Here is a 20,222-nt window from a genome sequence, read left to right on the forward strand (position 1 = left end):
GAGAAAAAATGAGAAACTCATACGTTTTTTACTCATTTTTTATGTCTTCATCAAACAAAAAATCAGCACAAAACATCAATAACACACAAAATAAAGGTCTTAAGCACCGTAAAAATGACTGTCAAAGGACGAAAAAGTATAAAAAATTACAATAATTCTTTGTTATTTATATTGTTATTACCTAACGCTGATAAATAAATTTCATTTATTGATAAAGTTTTCCATATCATTTCCGATAACCAGTCATTTACTGAGTATCCGGGGGAATTATGTTTCTGCGCAGCATTAAAATCAGTACGAAACTTTTTATGGCTTTCAGCTTTTCTATTCTGCTGATGATTATCAGCGCCACACTGTCTGTTATCAGTCTGAACAAAGCCGATGACGGTATCCGCGATATCCTTGACAACGATTATCCCGTTACAGTCAAAGCAAACTTACTGATTGATTATTTTCATGATTTTGTCGGTATTCAACAGCTCCTTCTGCTGGACGACAAAAATCCGCAACTTCGTCAGATGGCCGCAGGTGCCTCTGAAACCAGCAAAAAAATCACCCTCATTCTGGATGAATTTAATGAAACGCTGACCGATGATGCGTCTCAGACTATCCTGAAAGAAATCAGCTCTGTCCGTCAGCAGTACCTCACCTCGCAGCGCCGCATGGTACAGTTTTCTCAAAATGGTGATGAAGCCGCTGCAATCAATGAGATGGTGAATACCACTTCCGGTATTCAGAGCGCTTACCGCGACAATGTGATGAAACTGATTGCCATTCAGGATGAGCATATGAAAGAAGCGGGACACGAGGTGGAAAGTAATTTTAAAACTAACCGTCTCCTGCTGATCACCCTGACTATCATCAGTGCTATCGTCAGTGCCGTACTGGCACGGATTATTGTGCTCAGTATTACCCGTCCGCTGGATAAAGCTGTCAGCATTGCCCGTGCCATTGCACAGGGTGATCTGACACAGAAGATAAATATCACGCATCATGATGAAACCGGGGTACTGCTTAATGCGCTGGCCGAAATGCAGGGACATTTGCAGGATATCGTGACAGAGATGAAAAACGGTGCGGTAAGCCTGTCTGCCACCGCAGAACAGATTGTCGCCGGTAACCAGAATCTGGCTGCCCGTACGGAAGAGCAGGCCGCATCTGTGGAAGAAACCGCCGCCTCAATGGAGCAGATCACCGCGACGGTGAAAAATACGGCGGCGAACACCCTCAAAGCAACCACGCTGTCGGCAGATACTGCCGGGGTGGTAAAACATAATGGCGACATGATGGAGCAGGTGACTGATAAGATCCGCACTATCAACACCACAGCCACCCGGATGTCAGATATTATCAATCTGATTGACTCAATCGCATTCCAGACTAACATTCTGGCACTGAATGCCGCCGTGGAAGCGGCCAGAGCAGGAGAGCACGGGCGCGGTTTTGCTGTGGTCGCCGGCGAAGTCCGTCTGCTGGCGCAGCGCAGTGCCGATTCTGCCAGTGAGATCCGCACACTGATTGAAAACTCTGCCGGTCAGACCCGCGAGGGATTACAGCTGGTGGAGGAAGCCGCTGAATCACTGCGCGGCATTATCAGCAATGTCAGCCAGATGGATGATTTACTGCATGAAATCGGCCATGCCAGCCATGAGCAGACTGACGGTATCACCCAGATAAACAGCGCTATCGGACTGATCGATTCCGCCACCCAGCAGAATGCCACGCTGGTGGAACAATCTGTTGCTGCGGCGTCCTCTCTGAATGAGCAGGCCGGCACACTGAATGAAATGGTCGGTGTCTTTCAGCTGACCGGCAGCCCTGCTTCCTGATCATCATCAGGATACGGCAGATAACGGGCAAAATTGCCCGTTATCGCTGTACTGTCCGGTAGTATCAGAGAAAACCGTACATGGCGGAAAAAACCCAGCCAAATACGCAGGAAACCCCGACCCCAATCAGTCCCGGTGCAATAAAGCTGTGGTTAATCACAAAACGGCCGATTTTGGTGGTACCTGAACGGTCAAACTGGATCGCAGCCAGATCACTCGGATAGGTCGGCAGAATGTAATACCCGTAACAGGCCGGTGCTGATGCCACGATATAAGCCGGATTCACCCCGATAGCCAGCGCCAGCGGAACCACTGCCGCCAGAGCGGCGGCCTGAGAATTGACAAATTTGGACACCAGCAGCAGAACCACGGCATAAGCCCACGGATACTCTTTGACCAGTGATCCCAGCACACTCTCAATCTGCTCAAGGTGAGCACCGAACATCGTTTCCGCCATCCATGCGATACCGTAAACGGCCACTATCGCAATCATACCCGAGCGGAACACTTCATTTTTCGAAATGGATGCAGGTTTGGTATCCGTAAAGATGATAATCAGCGCACCGGCCAGCAGCATAAAGATCTGAATCACCAAAACCATCGACAGCGGTTTTCCGTCAAAGACCGGCCGCAGCCACGGAAATGCTCCCAGAGATGCCACAACCGCAATCGAAGCCAGAAAGATCCACATCGCCAGCCAGTTACTGGCGGGTAATTTTTTATTGAGCAGCGTGGCTGTATCGCCGTAGACATATTCGCGGTTTTCCGGTTTTGAGATAAACGACTGAAACTCAGTATCCTTATCCAGATCTTTTCCGCGGTACCAGCTGAATATCCCGATACACAGTATCCCGATCAGGGTGGACGGAATGGTGATCGCCAGCAGGTCAACAAATCCCAGATGCTTGCCGTTTAAGGTCACATCCCCCAGCATCGCGACCAGGGAGACCACCGCAACAGACACCGGGCTGGCAATTATCCCCATCTGGGAGCCTATTGTACTGGCCGCCATCGGCCTTTCGGGACGGATATTATTTTTAATCGCAACATCATAAATGATAGGTAAGATGGTATAGACGACATGCCCTGTACCGCACAGGATAGTCAGCAGACAGGTTACAAACGGTGCCACTATCGAAACATATTTCGGGTTACGCCGCAGCAGACGCTCTGCTATCTGCAGCATCACATCCAGTCCTCCGGATGCCTGCAGGGTCGCTGATGCCGCCACGACCGCAATAATCACCAGCATAACATCCACCGGTGGTTTTCCCGGCTTCAGATGGAAAACAAAAACCAGCAGTACCAGGCCAATACCGCCCAGTAACCCCAGGGCAATGCCCCCTTTCCGCGCCCCGTAAAATAAACAGATCAATACCACGACAAGCTGGATAACAAAATCCATAACTAACTCCTTTTAGATACTTAAAAATCCGTTGGTCTGTATCACCTGGCTTCACTATAAAGCGCACAAAATAACAATTTTTTGATGTAAACGATAAAAATTGCCGGAAAACAAAACAGTTTTTCTATAACAGTGACGGGGCACAAAAAAGAAGGGGACTATGTAAACATAATCCCCCTCGTTATTTATCCGCAGGTAATTACCATTCAAAGTTAACCGATGCGTTATACATTGTGGATGAGCCGTTACCGGCGGATGTCGCCACCCCACCTTTCACAGCCACACTTTCATTGAAGCGATAACCCACCCCGACAGCGACAGCAGACTCATCCTTATAACCACCGACACCGGCAGTCAGGTTCATCTTTCCGACCCCGTACGGCTGGAAGAGTCCGGATAAGGCGGCATTGGTCGCAAAACCTTTGTTCACTTTGTTATCCAGGTCATCCACTCTGTCATTCAGCCGGTTAAGTCCGTTAGTCGTGTATTCACCTAACTGACTAATTCTTTTGTCTGTATAGGTATTTGCAGATTTCAGCGTGGTTTCATTACTGCGTTTCATCTGAGCGTAATTGATCGCATCATTATCATTTTTCGCATCAGCGACACCTGATACCCGCTTATTGCCGATATTAAATGAGGTTGCTGTTTTGGCTTTATCACTTAATTCAACCTGTTTGCCATCATCACTGATTTTTACCACACCGGCATTTCCCATCTCAGAGGAAAGCCGTGCAATATCTCCCCCCTGCTTTTCAATCGTGCTGGTGTTTTTTTCAATATCACTGGTATTTTTGCTGATAATGACATCATGCTTATTCAGCGTTTCAGTGTTCGCTTTGATATCCTGTTTATTCTGTGCAATATCTTTGTCGTGGTTATTCAGACGGTTAGTATTTTCCTTAATATCATTCGTATTTTTTGTAATTGCTGCGTCATGTTCAGCCAGTTTATTTGTATTTGCCTGAATATTATTTGTATTCTGAGTAATACTGCTTTCATGAACGGCTAACTTATCCGTATTCGATTTAATGCTCTGGGTATTTTTTTCAACATTCTGATTCGTTGCATGTAACTGGCTGCCATTCACCGCTTCTGATGAATCTGCCGCTACCCGCCCCGCTGAAACACCACTCAATGTTCTGTTATTAAAATCAAATACACGCGCACCATCCGCTTTATCACTGAGAACGATTCTTTTGCCGTCAGCATTCAGCTGTACCAGGCCCAGCGAGCCTGAATCCAGGTTTTTGCTGATGGCAGTGATTTCATTGGTATTCTTCGTAATATCTGTCGTATTTTGGGCAATAGCGCTAGTGTTATCAGTCACCTGCCTGTTGGTGGCAAACAGCTGACTGCCGTTCACCGCCTCAGTGGAATCCGCTGCCAGTGCGGCATTACTGACACCACTGAGTTTTTTGTCACCGAACTCAAACACCATCGCGTCTTTGGCTTTATCACTGAGCACAACTTTTTTACCATCATTGCTCAGCTGCACCAGACCCAGAGTCCCCGCCGCCAGATTGTTATTGATGGTGGTGATATCACCGGTGTTCTTTGCAATATCCGTGGTATTTTTGGTGATATCGGCAGTATGTTGGGTGATCCCGTCTGTATTCACCTTTACCTGTTCATTGGTGGCAAACAGCTGACTGCCGTTCACCGCCTCAGTGGAATCCGCTGCCAGTGCAGCACTGCTGACACCGCTGAGTTTTTTGCCGCCGAACTCAAATACTGTCGCGTCTTTGGCTTTGTCACTGAGCACGATTTTCTTACCGTCCGCACTCAGCTGCACCAGACCCAGAGTCCCCGCCGCCAGATTGTTATTGATGGTGGTGATATCACCGGTGTTCTTTGCAATATCCGTGGTATTTTTGGTGATATCGGCCTTATTACCCGCAATATCCGTAGTATTTTTAGCGATATCAGCAGTATGTTGGGTGATCCCGTCTGTATTCGCCTTTACCTGCTCATTAGTTGCAAACAGCTGGCTGCCGTTCACTGCCTCAGTGGAATCCGCTGCCAGTGCAGCATTGCTGACACCGCTGAGTTTTTTACCGCCGAACTCAAATACTGTCGCGTCTTTGGCTTTATCACTGAGCACAACTTTCTTACCGTCCGCACTCAACTGCACCAGACCCAGTGTCCCCGCCGCCAGATTGTTATTGATGGTGGTGATATCACCGGTATTCTTCGCAATATCCGTAGTATTTTTGGTGATATCGGCCTTATTACCTGCAATATCGGCAGTGTTCTGAGTAATTACCGTTTTATTACCTGCGATATCCGTGGTGTTCTGATTAATTGCCGCCGTGTTGCCTGCAATATCAGACGTATTCTTCGTAATATTTGTGGTGTTCTGAGTGATGGCGGTTTTATTGCCTGTGATATCAGTAGTGTTCTGATTAATTGCTGCCGTGTTGCCTGCAATATCAGACGTATTTTTCGTAATATCTGTGGTGTTCTGAGTGATGGCGGCTTTATTGCCCGCAATATCAGCAGTATGTCGGGTGATCCCGTCTGTATTCGCCGTCACCTGTTCATTGGTGGCAAACAGCTGGCTGCCGTTCACCGCCTCGGTGGAATCCGCTGCCAGCGCAGCATTGCTGACGCCGCTGAGTTTTTTGCCGCCGAACTCAAATACTGTCGCGTCTTTGGCTTTATCACTGAGCACAACTTTTTTACCATCATTGCTCAGCTGCACCAGACCCAGAGTCCCCGCCGCCAGATTGTTATTGATGGTGGTGATATCACCGGTGTTCTTCGCAATATCCGTGGTATTTTTGGTGATATCAGCCTTATTACCTGCAATATCAGACGTATTTTTGGTGATATTTGTGGTGTTTTGAGTGATCGCTGTTTTATTGCCTGTGATATCAGTAGTGTTCTGATTAATTGCCACCGTGTTGCCTGCAATATCAGACGTATTTTTCGTAATATTTGTGGTGTTCTGAGTGATGGCGGTTTTATTGCCCGCAATATCCGTAGTATTTTTAGCGATATCGGCTTTATTGCCTGCAATATCAGCGGTGTTCTGAGTAATAACCGTTTTATTGCCTGCAATATCGGCGGTGTTCTGAGTAATTACCGCCGTGTTGCCTGCAATATCAGTAGTATTTTTCGTAATATTTGTGGTGTTCTGAGTGATGGCGGCTTTATTGCCCGCAATATCAGCAGTATGTTGGGTGATCCCGTCTGTATTCACCTTTACCTGTTCATTGGTGGCAAACAGCTGACTGCCGTTCACCGCCTCAGTGGAATCCGCTGCCAGTGCAGCATTGCTGACACCGCTGAGTTTTTTGTCACCGAACTCAAATACTGTCGCATCTTTGGCTTTATCACTGAGCACAACGTTCTTACCATCAGCACTCAGCTGCACCAGACCCAGTGTACCCTCTGTCAGACTATTGTTGATGGTGGTGATTGCTGTGGTGTGACCGGCAATATCATCTGTATTTTTAGTGACAATTTCATTAGTGGCTGATAACTGCGCAAAATTGACAGCGTCATTATCAGAAGAGCCGGCAGAAATATTGGTCAGCTTACGTTTTAATGACGCATTACCGAATGATACTTCATTTGCGGTTGTTGCTTGCGAACCATCACCTAAAGCAATAGCACGCTCCGCAGTAACCTTACTATCATTACCAATCGCGATCCCACCCTTTGCAGCGGTTGTTGAGATGGCATTTTTTCCCAGTGCAACCCCGTTATTTTCAGCAACCGCAAATCGTCCGATACTGGTACTAAAGTTATTAGCAATCGCCGTTGCCCCCAATGCAGTACTGCCATCTCTGGCATAGGTTCCAGCTCCGATCCCCGTACTGCCAAAACCATAGACTTCCGCTTTGGTTCCGATGAGCATGGAACCTCCCGTGGCGTCTTTAGCGGAACTTGTCGGAGAATTCGCTAATTTCGACTGGAAACCAATAGCCATTAACTCAGGGAATATCAGGTTATCACCACCATCGCTCCAAATCGACCCCGAAAAATATGATTGATATAATGCTTTATCATATACAAGAGCTTTATAATCAGCTTTATCAACATTAATTGTTAAATCACTTGCTACCGCAAAAGACAGCATTGGCAGAGATGAGAAGAATGTGACTATGGCTATTTTAATAAGAGAAGGTTCTTTTAATTTAAATCCCTTTCTGGCAGAAGTAAGGGTTCCGGACGAATTTATGTATTTATCCATATGTAAGGTACTCATGTAATATCCTATGACACAAGATGTGCGATTGTTATCATTTAATTTTCAAAAAAATGATAGTCAGGTTTCAATGCGCGCGTAATTAAAACCAACATGACGTTGATTTAAATACCAATTGATATTATTCCGGTTAACATAATCTGATGGAATGCGTGTTTATTTATCCTTTTATTTTAAAAAGATATTTATTGAAAAACATAAGAATTATATATACATTAACACATAAGATAGGTTTATTCATTTTATTTTACATTATTAACCTGCACAACCATAAGAATGACACTTTACTCTCACCATGAACATTTAATTTTAAATACACCAAATTAAAAAACAATAAAATGCTATTTTAAACACATGGAATTTTAAATTAAAAAAACACTATTAACGACCAGTGAATAACAAGCACGCAGTAACATTTGATATTTTAGATTATTAAGTTAAAAACCAACATTATTTAATAGCGGTATTTATCGCATATCGTGATATGAATAAGCAGATTTGAAAAACAGAAAAGAGGCAGATATCACGATTACCATAATCGCCATCCGTCATAAGAAAAATAGTTATGCGTTCCCGGAAGACGATGACGACTATTTACACCACAAAGCGATAACCAATACCGGTTTCAGTAATGAAATGCTGCGGACGTGCCGGATCGGTTTCAAGTTTCTGGCGTAAATGCCCCATATAAATACGCAGGTAATGGGCATGTTCGACGGCATTCGGTCCCCATACTTCATTAAGCAGCTGCCGCTGAGTCAGTACTTTGCCGCTGTGACCAATCAGAATAGTCAGCAGGCGGAACTCTATCGGCGTGAGATGCACTTCCTCCCCGGCTTTACTGACCTGCCGCCCGGCAATATCCACACGGATATCGCCGAACTCATACACCGGATCATTCTTCTCATTTCCGGGATAGCGGCGCAGCAGTACCCGCAACCGCGCCTGTAATTCACCGACACCAAAGGGTTTGGTCATATAGTCATCCGCCCCGGCATCCAGGGCGGCAATTTTATCATGTTCACTGTCGCGGGCGGAAAGCACCAGCACCGGTACAGAACTCCACTGACGGAATTCCTGCACGAAGGTGATACCGTCACCGTCCGGTAATCCCAGATCGAGAATAACCAGATCCGGTTTGCGGGTCGCTGCTTCCACCAGGCCGCGGGCGAGGTCTTCTGCCTCAAACACGCGCAGGGAATCCCCCTCCAGCGCAGTGCGCAGAAGGCGGCGGATACCTTTTTCATCTTCAATAATCAGTACAGTGGTCACAACGGGTTGTCATCTTCATCAATCACAGGCGGATTTTCACAGGGTAGACGGATATGGAAGCTTGCGCCACCCCCGTCGCGGTTTCCGGCCAAAATAGTGCCGCCGTGCACTTCCGCAATAGCCCGGCAGATAGCCAGCCCGAGGCCGATGCCCGGGATGGCGGATTCTTTCTGTCCGCGCGAGAATTTCTCAAATATCTGTGCTTCCTGCCCGGACGGGATACCCGGGCCGTTATCCCACACTTCAATATCAATCATATTGTCCGACAGCCGTGAGCGGATCCCCATCTGTGCCTGCGGACCGGCGTATTTTATCGCATTCTCCAGCAGATTGATCAACACCCGCTCAAACAGAGGGCCATCCGCACAGATAAGCTGCATCGGATCATTGAGATCAATCTGTACCGAATCCGTGTCAAAACGCGGTTTCAGCATTTGCAGTGCGCTGCCGATCACTTCTTCCAGCGGCAGCCACTCTTTATTGAGATTAAAGCCGCCGGACTGAATCCGCGCCATATCCAGCAGGTTATTGACCAGCCGCGTGGTGCTGAGAATGTGCTGGCGAATCTCGTTGGCCTGTGCGGCATACGGCGAGCCTTCACTGGTCAGATCCAGCGTGAGGATCTCCGCCTGACCAAACAATACCGTCAGCGGTGTGCGCAGATCATGAGACAGCGCCGCCAGCAGCGAGTTACGGACCTGTTCACGTTCACTGACCAGCCGTGACTGTGCTTCGCGTTCTGTCAGCGTGCGGCGTTCCAGCGCACCGGCTGCCAGCAGGATCAGGGTTTCCAGCAGCCGCTGCTGTTCGGGGATCAGCAGCTGACGACGGTTATACGGCTCCACAATCACCACACCGTAGACTTTTTCTGTCGTGCAGACCGGCAGGATCTGATACGGCACGCCAGGCAGCGTGCCGGTGCCGAATCCGGCGGGCTGGCCTTTGTCGTAACTCCAGCGGATGATCGCATCATCGCGGCTGTTATCCTCCGTGCCGCCGCCGGCCGGGATCAGATCCCCCTGCTCATCCGGCAACAGCATTTCACAACGGGCATGCAAACTGTGGCTGATAAAATGACAGCTGACGGAGGCAATATCGTCAGACTCCCGCGCCACTGCCAGTGCTTTTGACATTTCATACAGATGCCAGGTACGCTGCTCGCGGTAACGCGCCACCCGTGCCTGATAGCGGACACCGGCGGTCAGGCTGCCGATCACCAGCCCGACGGTCATCATCACGGCAAAGGTGAGCAGATACTGCATATCCGAGACGGCCAGCGTCCCTTTCGGGTTGATAAGGAAGAGGTCAAAGCTGATGACGTTAATGATCGTGGCAAACACGGAAGGCCAGCGCCCGTAAAACCGCGCCACCACCACCACACCCAGGATGTAGAGCATCACCAGGTTGGCATTATCAAATGCCATCAGCCAGTGATGCGCCATCAGGGTGGTGGCCGCACAAATCAGTGCCGCGACAGCACAGCCCTGCAAATCCGTTTTGTGTTTATCCAGAAACGGCCGGTTGTCACTGAATTTTTCCCGGCTCTCCGGCTGTCTGTCCTGCGGGGCTATCATCACCACGTCCAGATCAGCAGCACTGCGGCTGAGCTGTTCCTGTAATTTGTCACGCCGCCACCAGGATGTCCGCTCATGGCGGGCTATCATAATTTTACCGAGGTTGTTCTCCCGCGCATAACGGATAACCGCACGACTCTCTTCCGGCTCCGCCAGTGTTGCGGTGGTTGCACCCAGCTGCTGTGCCAGTGATAGTGTGGTGAGGATGGTACGCCGCTGTGGTGACGGTAATTTATGGCGCGCGGGAGTTTCAACAAAAATCGCATGCCAGTCACTGCCGAGCCGTGCCGCCAGCCGTGCCGCAGCGCGAACCAGTTTTTCATTGCCGCCGTCAGGACGCAGACAGACCAGAATGGCATCCCGGGTGTGCCAGACTTTTTCCTGTCCTTTCCGCTCCCGCCAGGCGCGCATTTGTTCATCGACCCGATCCGTCGTCCGCCGCAGCGCCAGTTCACGCAGCGCCAGCAGATTACCTTTGCGGAAAAAGTGTTCGATCGCCCGCTCCGCCTGGGCTGGCAAATACACTTTCCCCTCACGCAGCCTGCCGAGCAGATCGTCCGGGGTTAAATCCACCAGCACAATTTCATCGGCGGCATCAAATACCGGGTCCGGCACCGTTTCGCGCACACGAACACCGGTCACGCCACCGACGATATCATTCAGGCTTTCCAGGTGCTGCACATTGATGGTGGTGAGCACATCGATCCCGGCATTGAGCAGTTCTTCCACATCCTGCCAGCGTTTCGGGTGACGGGCGCCGGGGATGTTAGTGTGAGCCAGTTCATCCATTAAGATCACCGCCGGATGTATCGCCAGCGCACGATCCAGATCGAACCCCATAACCTGCCGTCCCCGGTAGTTGTGCTTTTTCAGCGGCAGGATGCGCAATCCCTCCAGCAGGGCGGCGGTTTCACTGCGGCCGTGGGTTTCCACCACCCCGGCCAGCACATCAATGCCCTGTTCATGCAGCCGCTGCGCCTCCTTCAGCATGGCATAGGTTTTCCCGACACCCGCACAGGCACCGAAGAAAATCTTCAGTTTTCCGCGCGGGCGCTCTGTGACCTGTGCCAGTAACTGGTCAGGATCGGGGCGCAGTGGCTCATCATACATAATGCTGTCCTTCCGTTAGTTCAGGCTGGTTTTGTCTGCGGTATGTGCATCCAGCGCCAGATTCAGTGTCAGCACATTCACGACCGGCACACCGGTAAAAGCCGGTACCGGCGTGGTGATATTCTGACCGATCAGTTGTTCCACTTCAGCCTGTGTCATATTACGCGCTTTGGCGACACGCGGTGCCTGCCAGTAAGCAGCTTCCGGAGAGATATCCGGGTCCAGCCCGCTGGCAGAGGCGGTAACCAGATCAACCGGCACCATACGGGACGCTTCCGGATTTTCCGCTCTTAATGTCTCCGCCCGCTGCGCCACCCGCTGTAACAGTTCCGGGTTACCGGTACTCAGGTTGCTGCCGCCGGAACTGAGCGCGTTATACGGATGCTCTGCTGTCTCTGACGGGCGTCCGTGAAAATAGCCGGGCTGTGTGAACGGCTGACCGATCAGGGCCGAGCCTTTCACTTCATTATTCACTTCAATCAGCGATCCGTTGGCCTGACGGGCAAACCACCACTCCCCGAGCGAAGTAGTCAGCAGAGGGTAAAATACCCCTGTGACCAGCGCCAGAACCAGAAATATTATAATTGCAGGACGTATCTGACTCATTGTTTATCCTTATACTAACCCTGTCAGGGTCAGTAACATATCTATCAATTTAATACCGATAAACGGCACAACCAGGCCGCCCAGTCCGTAGATCCACAGATTACGGCGTAACATCTGCGCGGCACTCAGAGCGTGATACGGTACGCCTTTCAGCGCCAGCGGGATCAGAAAGACAATAATCAGGGCGTTAAAGATCACCGCACTTAACATCGCGGAGTCCGGCGAATGCAGGCGCATAATATTGAGTGCATCCAGCTGCGGATAGGTCACCGCAAACGCCGCCGGGATAATCGCGAAATATTTGGCGATATCATTGGAGATACTGAATGTGGTCAGCGAGCCGCGTGTCATCAGCATCTGTTTACCGATATGCACCACCTCAATCAGCTTGGTCGGGTTGGAGTCCAGATCCACCATATTCCCCGCCTCTTTCGCCGCCTGGGTGCCCGAGTTCATAGCGACCGCCACATCTGCCTGTGCCAGTGCGGGCGCATCATTGGTGCCGTCGCCGGTCATCGCCACCAGCCGTCCTTCTTTCTGGTACTGACGGATCAGCGCCAGTTTGGCTTCCGGGGTCGCTTCCGCGAGGAAATCATCCACACCGGCCTCTGCGGCAATCGCTGCGGCGGTCAGCCGGTTATCCCCCGTGATCATCACAGTTTTGATCCCCATCTGGCGCAGTTGTGCAAAACGTTCACGTATCCCGCCTTTCACAATGTCTTTCAGCGCAATAACCCCGAGCACACGGTGCTCTTCCGCTACCACCAGCGGTGTACCGCCGCTGCGTGCAACCTCTTCCACCAGTTTGTCGACCTGTGCCGGGAAGTGGCCGTGGTTGGCCTCAATATAGCGGCGGATGGCATCGACAGATCCCTTGCGGATAGTACGTCCGTCCACATTGATGCCGCTCATGCGGGTCTGTGCGGTAAACGGAATAAAGGTCGCATTCAGGCTTTCCAGATCCCGTGCCCGCAGACTGAAACGCTGTTTTGCCAGCACCACGATGCTGCGCCCCTCCGGAGTTTCATCCGCCAGTGATGATAATTGTGCCGCATCCGCCAGCGTTCTTTCATCCGTGCCGGGTGCGGCCAGGAAAGCAGATGCCTGGCGGTTACCGAGGGTAATTGTCCCGGTTTTGTCCAGCAGCAGCACGTCCACATCCCCGGCGGCTTCCACCGCCCGCCCGCTGGTGGCGATCACGTTAGCGGCCAGCATACGGCTCATCCCCGCCACACCGATGGCGGAGAGCAGGCCGCTGATGGTGGTCGGGATCAGACAGACCAGCAGCGCGATCATCACTGTCAGAGTGACCGGATGGCCGGTATAGGCGGTAAACGGCCAGAGTGTCGCCACCGCCAGCAGGAATACGATACTCAGCGCAGCCAGCAGGATAGTCAGGGCAATCTCGTTCGGCGTTTTGCTGCGTTTTGCGCCCTCAACCATGCTGATCATGCGATCGAGGAAACTGTCGCCCGGGTTGGCACTGCACTCAATAATCAGCCAGTCGGACAGAATGCGGGTACCACCTGTCACAGAGGCAAAATCACCGCCGGATTCGCGGATCACCGGCGCAGATTCCCCTGTAATCGCGCTCTCATCCACGGAAGCGCCGCCCTCCAGCACCGTACCGTCGCACGGGATCAGATCCCCCGCTTCAACCAGCACCACATCCCCTTTGCGCAGGGTATCAGCAGAAACCATATCAAAACTGCTGTCGCGCTGTGCGGCATGCAGACGCCGTGCGCGGCTGGTTTTTTTCATTCCTTTCAGGCTGTCGGCCTGCGCTTTGCTGCGCCCCTCCGCCAGTGCTTCGGCAAAGTTGGCAAACAGAACGGTAAACCACAGCCACAGGGCGATGGTGAGGGTAAATCCGCCGTTACCGCTGATAAATCCGCTTAACATCCCGGCGGCCAGCAGTGTGGTCAGCAGGCTGCCGCACCAGACAATAAACATCACCGGATTCTGCCACTGCACCACCGGCGAGAGCTTGCTGAACGCATCCGGCAGGGCCCTGCGCACAAGCGCAGGTTCAAATAATCGCTGTGTCTGACGACTCATGGTGTTCTCCCGTCAATCACTTAAGTAAATCAAGAAATTCCGCAACCGGCCCCAGTGCCAGTGCAGGAACAAAGGTCAGTGCGCCGATCAGCAATACCGCTGCAATCAGCAGGCCGGTAAACAGCGGCCCGGTTGTCGGTAATGTCCCGGCACCGGCTGTCCGGATGGTTTTGCTGACCAGTGAACCTGCCAGCATCATCACCAGCGCAATCACCACGAAACGACCCGCGAGCATGCAGAATGCCAGCAGCAGGTTCCAGAACGGGGTGTTGGTGCTCAGTCCGGCAAAGGCACTGCCGTTGTTGTTGGAAGCCGATGACAGTGCATACAGCACTTCACTGAAGCCGTGTGCGCCCGGGTTAAGCATGGCGCTGCGTCCGGCTTCCGTCATCATCGCCAGGGCGGTGCCGCCCAGGACCAGCGCCGGAGTGACCAGAATTGCCAGTGCGGTCAGCTTCATCTCCCGTACCTCAATTTTTTTGCTGAGGTATTCCGGGGTGCGGCCAATCATCAGTCCGGCGATAAAAACGGCGAGGAAAACAAACAGCATCATGCCGTAGAAACCGGCACCCACGCCGCCGAAGATCACTTCGCCGATCTGCATCAGCCACAGCGGAACCAGGCCGCCCAGCGGAGTCAGGGAGTCATGCATGCTGTTTACCGCGCCGCAGGAGGCGGCGGTGGTCACGGCCACAAACAGCCCGGTGGCAAGGATGCCGAAGCGGCTCTCTTTCCCTTCCATATTGAACGTACTGTCGATTCCCATTCCCGCAAATGCCGGGTTACCGTGAGTTTCGCTCCACATCACAGCGGCTGCGGCCGCGACAAAGACAATCGTCATCGCCGCCAGCAGTGCCCGTCCCTGTCCCGGATTCCCGGCACAGCGTCCGAATGCAAAACAGAGCGATGCGGGGATCAGGAAAATCGCCAGCATCTGCACAAAGTTAGTCAGTGCGGTCGGGTTTTCAAACGGATGCGCCGAGTTGGCACCGAAGAAGCCGCCGCCGTTGGTACCAAGCAGTTTAATTGCTTCCTGAGACGCAACCGGCCCCATCGGCAATACCTGCTGCACACCTTCCGGCGTGATAATAGTTTGATAATCATGGAAGTTCTGAATAACCCCCTGCGAGATAAAGAACAGCGCAATAATCACCGAGAGCGGCAGCAGCAGCCACAGCGTGATACGGGTGAGGTCAACCCATGCGTTTCCGAGTGTCTGCACAGAGCGGCGGCACAGAGCGCGGATCAGGGCAAACGCCACAGCAATTCCGGTAGCCGCAGACAGGAAATTCTGCACCGTCAGTCCGGCCATCTGGCTGAAATAGCTGACTGAAGATTCCCCGCTGTAAGACTGCCAGTTAGTATTGGTGACAAAACTGACCGCCGTGTTCAGCGCCAGATCCCATGACATTCCGGGAAAATGACGCGGATTAAGCGGCAAATCCGCCTGTAACATCAGGATCGCCGTCAGAAAAATCAGCCCCAGCGCATTAAACAGCAGTAATGAGGTCAGATATCCCTGCCAGCGCATCTCGTCGCGGCCAATCCCCGCAAAGCGCCACAGCACTCCCTCTGCCCGGCGCAGAACCGGCAGCGGTGTACCGTCAATAAAGCAGACCAGCAGGTTACTGAGCAGTTTTGCCGCAATCAGCAAAACGATCAGAAAACCGGCGATAAGTAAAAAAGCATTCGCGGCCATCAGAATTTCTCCGCCTTAATCAGGGCATAAAGGAGGTATGCCAGCAGCAGTAATGTACCGGCGATGCCTGCAATAAGAGCCAGACTCATAACTTGTCCTTACATGTGTGAGGTATTCATTACGGAGTCTAGAAAAGCGGGTGCAAAGATGTCGCAAAATTCGGCGGGAAAGGTATAAAAATAGTATAAAAATGCGGGTTTATAACAACCCGCGGAGGGAAAAGTACAGGGGCGGCGCGCCCGTTTATTATAGATTCAGATGAAAAAACTGATTATGCTCACCGGCATGATAATCACCAAATGCCGCCCCGGGCAGAAAGCCGCAGCGGCGGTAAAGTGTCAGTGCCGGTTCAAAATCCGGATGGCAGCCGGTTTCAAGGCTCAGACGCGTCATACCATCCTGTTTTGCCTGTGCAATAATGTGCAGCAGCAGTAATTTACCCGCGCCTTTACCGCGAAAATCAGGATGGGCCCGCATCGATTTTATTTCGCCCTGCGTATCAGAAAGCTGTTTCAGCGCCCCGACTGCCACGATACGGTCACCGTCCCACACACTCCAGACACGAATGTTATCCGCCCGCAGACCACTTTTATCCAGGGCATAAACATGCTCCTGCGGCGTATTTTGCGCCATTCCCTGTAAATGCAGGGCAATCAGCGCCCCTGTTTGCGGTGAGGATAAATCATCCGCTTTTATTACAAAATCATGCCCGGCCATAAACACACCTTATGTCAGCAAACAGAAATCAGCCCCCCAGATAAGCACTTCTGACCGCTTCATTCGCCAGCAGTGCCTGACCGGTATCTTCCAGCACCACACGTCCGTTTTCAAGCACATAACCTCTGTCCGCCAGTTTCAGCGCCTGATTGGCATTCTGTTCGACAAGGAAGATTGTCATACCGGCATCACGCAGTTCGCGGATAGTGTCGAAAATCTGCATGATAATAATCGGCGCCAGCCCGAGAGACGGTTCATCCAGTAATAACAACTGAGGATTGCTCATCAGAGCGCGGCCGATAGCCAGCATCTGCTGCTCGCCGCCGGACATGGTTCCCGCCCGCTGATGACGCCGCTCCTGAAGCCGCGGAAAGAGTTCATACACCTGTGCAATCCGCGTCTGATACTGCGTTTTGGACGCAAAAAAGCCGCCCATGGCCAGATTCTCTTCCACCGTCATCCGCCCGAATACCCGCCGCCCCTCCGGTACCAGAGCAATGTCTTTGCGCATAATCTGCGCCGTCGGCAGTGCGGTGATGTTCTCCCCGAGATAGCGGATTTCACCGGTGGTCGCTCTCGGCTCCCCGCACAGTGTGCTGAGCAGCGTGGTTTTTCCCGCGCCGTTCGCGCCGATCAGGGTGACAATTTCCCCTTTGCGCACCGACAGGCTGACTTCATGCAGTGCCTGAATTTTGCCGTACTGCGCGGAGACATGATTAAATTCCAGCATCAGTATGCCTCCCCTAAATACGCACGGATCACATCCGGATGGTTGCGGATCGCCGCCGGTGTACCGTTTGCCAGCGGCGTTCCCTGATTCACCACATAGATCCGGTCTGAAATCCCCATCACCAGTTTCATATCATGTTCGATCAGCAGGACAGACACACCGTGCTCTGCCCGCAGTTCCGCGATCAGTGCATCCAGATCGTCTGTTTCTTTCGGATTCAGCCCCGCCGCCGGTTCATCCAGCATCAGAATATCAGGCCGGGTCACCATACAGCGGGCGATTTCCAGCCGCCGCTGCTGACCATACGCCAGGTTACCCGCCTGGCGGTTCGCCAGCGCCGTCAGCCCGATTCTGTCCAGCCACATCACCGCACGTTCCGTGGCTTCGCGCTGATCACGCCGGAATGACGGCAGCGTCAGCAGTCCGGCCAGCAGGCCGCTTTTATGATGCTGATGCTGCGCCACCAGCAGGTTTTCAATCACGGTCATTTCCCGGAATAAACGCACGTGCTGGAAGGTGCGGATCATACCGAGACGGGCGATCGCCTGTCCGGATAATCCCTGCACCGGTTTTCCGCGCAGCAGGATCTGCCCGTCCGCCGGTTTGTAGAAACCGGTCAGGCAGTTGAAGATCGTGGTTTTTCCCGCGCCGTTGGGGCCGATCAGCGAGACAATCTCGCCCCGGTTCAGCTCCAGCGATACATTGTTTACCGCCAGTAATCCGCCGAAACGCATGGTCAGGCCGGAGACCTGCAATAACGTATCTGTCATTGTGCACCTCCGGTTTTTTCCGCATCCGCCGTGCCGATTTTCAGATGCGGGCGCGATACCGGCAGTAATCCCTGCGGCCGCCAGACCATCATCAGCACCATCAGCGCCCCGAGGAGGAGCATGCTGTAAGCATTCAGATCGCGCATCATTTCACGGGAAACCACCAGAATGATCGCTGCCAGAATCACCGAGGTTTGTGATCCCATACCACCCAGTACCACCACCGCCAGCACAAATGCAGACTCTGTAAAGGTAAAGGATTCCGGACTGATAAAGCCCTGACGGGCGGCAAACAGCGTGCCCGCCACCCCGGCAAACGCCGCACTGATAGTAAATGCCGTCAGTTTGATACGTGTCGGGCTGAGTCCCAGCGAGCGGCAGGCGATTTCATCCTCACGCAGCGCTTCCCAGGCCCGGCCTAATGGCATTCTCAGTAACCGGCTGATAATAAACAGCGTTGCCAGTACCAGCAGCAGCGCGACCAGATACAGGAAGATAACGCGATCACCCGGGTCATACGCCAGACCGAAGAAATTATGGAAGGTATCCCAGCCGCCCTCTTTGGCGGTCCGGCTGAATTCCAGTCCGAACAGCGTCGGTTTCGGGATCTGGCTGATGCCGTTCGGCCCGCCGGTAAATTCTGTATTATTCAGCAGCAGAATACGGACAATTTCCCCGAAGCCGAGCGTCACAATCGCCAGATAATCCCCCCGCAGCCGCAGCACCGGAAAGCCGAGCAGCAGACCGGACAGCGCCGCGACAATCCCGGCCAGCGGCAGGCTCTGCCAGAATCCCCAGCCGAAATAGTGGTTCATCAGTCCGTAGGTGTATGCCCCGATGGCATAAAACCCGGCGTAGCCCAATACCAGCAGGCCGGACAACCCGACGACCACATTCAGCCCGAGGCCGAGCATCACATAGATAAGGGTTAAAGTGGCGATATCCACACTGCCGCGTGACACCATAAACGGCCAGATAATGGCAGCGACAATAATCAGCCCGGCAATAATTTTCTGTGTATTAGTAGAGCCGTCAAAACCCGGCAGTGATACGCTGCTTTTCGGCAGACGCGCCGTCAGCTTTTTCAGTGACGGCCTCACCAGCTGAAAAACAAAGACAATCACACAACCGGTGCCGATCCACTCCCAGCGGATAGCATCTGCATTGCGGACAATCAGACGGGTGCCGTCGAGGGACAATTGCAGCCCCATCATCACAGATGCCAGTACAAACAGGGTTATCGTGGCAATAACGGCGTTGATCCAGTGAGATTTCGTCATACCTTTTCAACCTCCGGACGCCCGAGAATACCGGTCGGCATCACCAGCAGCACAAGAATCAGCAAGCCGAATGACACCACATCTTTATATTCCGTACTGAAATAGGCAGAGGTCATGGCTTCTGATACGCCGAGGATCACCCCGCCGATCATCGCCCCCGGAATACTGCCGATCCCGCCGAGAACCGCTGCGGTAAAAGCTTTCATCCCGGCCATAAAGCCGATATAAGGGTTGATCACGCCGTAGAACTGCCCCAGCAGCACCCCGGCCACCGCCGCCATCGCCGCACCGATCACAAAGGTCAGGGCAATCACGCGATCGGTGTTGATCCCGAGTAAGCCGGCCATTTTCAGATCTTCCGCACAGGCACGGCAGGCACGCCCCATCCGCGAATACCGGATAAAGAGCGTCAGCGCCAGCATCGCCAGCACCGTCACCACCCAGATGGTGATCTGCATAGCGGAAACAGTGGCAGAGAAACCGCCGCTCTCGCCGATGGTCCAGCGGCCGTTAATCAGCCCGGGCAGTGCGAGATCGCGGGAACCCTGGGAAAGACTGACAAAGTTTTGCAGAAAAATGGACATCCCGATCGCTGAAATCAGGGCAATCAGCCGTTTTGAGTGGCGGACGGGCCGGTAGGCGACCCGTTCGATACTCCAGCCATAGGCACTGGCAATAATTATCGCTGTAATAAATGCAGCAGTAATTAACAGCCAGCCGACATCAATCCCCAGCATCATCAGCCCGGCAATCACAATAAATGAGACATAACTGCCGATCATATACACTTCGCCGTGGGCAAAGTTAATCATGCCGATAATGCCGTACACCATGGTGTAACCGATGGCGATCAGGGCATAGGTGCTTCCCAGCGTTAATCCGTTCAGCAATTGCTGCGTAAAATATAATAATTGTTCTGACATAGCGCACTCCCCTGAAACACACTGCCCGCATCA

At 52.3% G+C, this 20,222-nt stretch carries 14 protein-coding genes; 1 reads left to right on the forward strand and 13 read right to left on the reverse strand.

What is annotated here, in order from left to right:
- The first annotated feature begins 269 nt into the window (after positions 1 to 269).
- Positions 270 to 1,829, forward strand: a complete 1,560-nt coding sequence (locus JC793_RS16285) for a methyl-accepting chemotaxis protein (protein WP_218426684.1) — start codon at positions 270 to 272, stop codon at positions 1,827 to 1,829.
- 64 nt (positions 1,830 to 1,893) lie between these two features.
- Here the strand turns inward: JC793_RS16285 and JC793_RS16290 are convergent, their stop codons facing one another.
- The 13 genes from JC793_RS16290 to livH all read right to left on the reverse strand — a co-directional run bounded on the left by JC793_RS16290 (position 1,894) and on the right by livH (position 20,189).
- Positions 1,894 to 3,234 (reverse strand): anaerobic C4-dicarboxylate transporter, encoded by a 1,341-nt coding sequence (locus JC793_RS16290; protein WP_052926632.1) that lies wholly within the window; start codon positions 3,232 to 3,234, stop codon positions 1,894 to 1,896.
- A gap of 199 nt (positions 3,235 to 3,433) precedes the next feature.
- Positions 3,434 to 7,099: a beta strand repeat-containing protein gene (locus JC793_RS16295; protein ID WP_218426686.1), complete on the reverse strand. Its 3,666-nt coding sequence runs from the start codon at positions 7,097 to 7,099 to the stop codon at positions 3,434 to 3,436.
- Between the two features lie 945 nt (positions 7,100 to 8,044).
- Complete coding sequence (gene kdpE, locus JC793_RS16300) at positions 8,045 to 8,722, reverse strand: two-component system response regulator KdpE (protein WP_107678591.1); 678 nt, start codon at positions 8,720 to 8,722, stop codon at positions 8,045 to 8,047.
- Positions 8,719 to 11,406 (reverse strand): two-component system sensor histidine kinase KdpD, encoded by a 2,688-nt coding sequence (gene kdpD / locus JC793_RS16305; RefSeq protein ID WP_218426688.1) that lies wholly within the window; start codon positions 11,404 to 11,406, stop codon positions 8,719 to 8,721. The genes kdpE and kdpD overlap by 4 nt, the downstream gene beginning before the upstream one ends.
- Before the next feature lie 15 nt (positions 11,407 to 11,421).
- Positions 11,422 to 12,012: a potassium-transporting ATPase subunit KdpC gene (gene kdpC / locus JC793_RS16310; protein ID WP_218426690.1), complete on the reverse strand. Its 591-nt coding sequence runs from the start codon at positions 12,010 to 12,012 to the stop codon at positions 11,422 to 11,424.
- A 9-nt stretch (positions 12,013 to 12,021) separates the two neighbouring features.
- Complete coding sequence (kdpB, locus tag JC793_RS16315) at positions 12,022 to 14,070, reverse strand: potassium-transporting ATPase subunit KdpB (protein WP_218426692.1); 2,049 nt, start codon at positions 14,068 to 14,070, stop codon at positions 12,022 to 12,024.
- Between the two features lie 16 nt (positions 14,071 to 14,086).
- Entirely contained in the window at positions 14,087 to 15,769 is a 1,683-nt protein-coding gene (gene kdpA / locus JC793_RS16320) for a potassium-transporting ATPase subunit KdpA (RefSeq protein ID WP_218426694.1), read from the reverse strand.
- The gene (locus tag JC793_RS16325; RefSeq protein ID WP_071997682.1) at positions 15,769 to 15,858 is read right to left on the reverse strand and encodes a potassium-transporting ATPase subunit F; all 90 of its coding nucleotides are present in this window, start codon (positions 15,856 to 15,858) and stop codon (positions 15,769 to 15,771) included. The genes kdpA and JC793_RS16325 overlap by 1 nt, the downstream gene beginning before the upstream one ends.
- Positions 15,859 to 16,015: 157 nt before the next feature.
- A complete protein-coding gene (locus JC793_RS16330; protein ID WP_046893041.1) occupies positions 16,016 to 16,486 on the reverse strand; it encodes a GNAT family N-acetyltransferase in 471 nt (156 codons plus the stop codon).
- 28 nt (positions 16,487 to 16,514) lie between these two features.
- On the reverse strand, positions 16,515 to 17,216 hold the full coding sequence (gene livF / locus JC793_RS16335) for a high-affinity branched-chain amino acid ABC transporter ATP-binding protein LivF (protein WP_046893042.1): 702 nt from the start codon (positions 17,214 to 17,216) through the stop codon (positions 16,515 to 16,517).
- Positions 17,216 to 17,986, reverse strand: coding sequence for a high-affinity branched-chain amino acid ABC transporter ATP-binding protein LivG (gene livG / locus JC793_RS16340; protein WP_052926636.1), 771 nt, complete (start codon positions 17,984 to 17,986; stop codon positions 17,216 to 17,218). Before livG ends, livF begins: the two co-directional genes overlap by 1 nt.
- Positions 17,983 to 19,266 (reverse strand): high-affinity branched-chain amino acid ABC transporter permease LivM, encoded by a 1,284-nt coding sequence (locus JC793_RS16345; RefSeq protein WP_218426696.1) that lies wholly within the window; start codon positions 19,264 to 19,266, stop codon positions 17,983 to 17,985. The genes livG and JC793_RS16345 overlap by 4 nt, the downstream gene beginning before the upstream one ends.
- Positions 19,263 to 20,189 carry a high-affinity branched-chain amino acid ABC transporter permease LivH gene (gene livH / locus JC793_RS16350; protein WP_052926638.1) on the reverse strand — a complete coding sequence of 309 codons (927 nt, stop codon included), beginning with the start codon at positions 20,187 to 20,189 and terminating at the stop codon, positions 19,263 to 19,265. Before livH ends, JC793_RS16345 begins: the two co-directional genes overlap by 4 nt.
- Positions 20,190 to 20,222: the final 33 nt, after the last annotated feature.

Source organism: Morganella morganii, from assembly GCF_019242955.1.
GTDB lineage: Bacteria > Pseudomonadota > Gammaproteobacteria > Enterobacterales > Enterobacteriaceae > Morganella > Morganella sibonii.

What these genes read in the sequence shown, in the direction of transcription:
- JC793_RS16285 (WP_218426684.1), top strand. Translation starts at nt 270, where the DNA reads ATGTTTCTGCGCAGCATTAAAATCAGTACGAAACTTTTTATGGCTTTC.
- livH (WP_052926638.1), bottom strand. Translation starts at nt 20,189, where the DNA reads ATGTCAGAACAATTATTATATTTTACGCAGCAATTGCTGAACGGATTA.
- JC793_RS16325 (WP_071997682.1), bottom strand. Translation starts at nt 15,858, where the DNA reads ATGAGTCTGGCTCTTATTGCAGGCATCGCCGGTACATTACTGCTGCTG.
- JC793_RS16345 (WP_218426696.1), bottom strand. Translation starts at nt 19,266, where the DNA reads ATGACGAAATCTCACTGGATCAACGCCGTTATTGCCACGATAACCCTG.
- JC793_RS16295 (WP_218426686.1), bottom strand. Translation starts at nt 7,099, where the DNA reads ATGCTCATCGGAACCAAAGCGGAAGTCTATGGTTTTGGCAGTACGGGG.
- JC793_RS16330 (WP_046893041.1), bottom strand. Translation starts at nt 16,486, where the DNA reads ATGGCCGGGCATGATTTTGTAATAAAAGCGGATGATTTATCCTCACCG.
- JC793_RS16290 (WP_052926632.1), bottom strand. Translation starts at nt 3,234, where the DNA reads ATGGATTTTGTTATCCAGCTTGTCGTGGTATTGATCTGTTTATTTTAC.
- livF (WP_046893042.1), bottom strand. Translation starts at nt 17,216, where the DNA reads ATGCTGGAATTTAATCATGTCTCCGCGCAGTACGGCAAAATTCAGGCA.
- kdpA (WP_218426694.1), bottom strand. Translation starts at nt 15,769, where the DNA reads ATGGCCGCGAATGCTTTTTTACTTATCGCCGGTTTTCTGATCGTTTTG.
- livG (WP_052926636.1), bottom strand. Translation starts at nt 17,986, where the DNA reads ATGACAGATACGTTATTGCAGGTCTCCGGCCTGACCATGCGTTTCGGC.
- kdpB (WP_218426692.1), bottom strand. Translation starts at nt 14,070, where the DNA reads ATGAGTCGTCAGACACAGCGATTATTTGAACCTGCGCTTGTGCGCAGG.
- kdpD (WP_218426688.1), bottom strand. Translation starts at nt 11,406, where the DNA reads ATGTATGATGAGCCACTGCGCCCCGATCCTGACCAGTTACTGGCACAG.
- kdpC (WP_218426690.1), bottom strand. Translation starts at nt 12,012, where the DNA reads ATGAGTCAGATACGTCCTGCAATTATAATATTTCTGGTTCTGGCGCTG.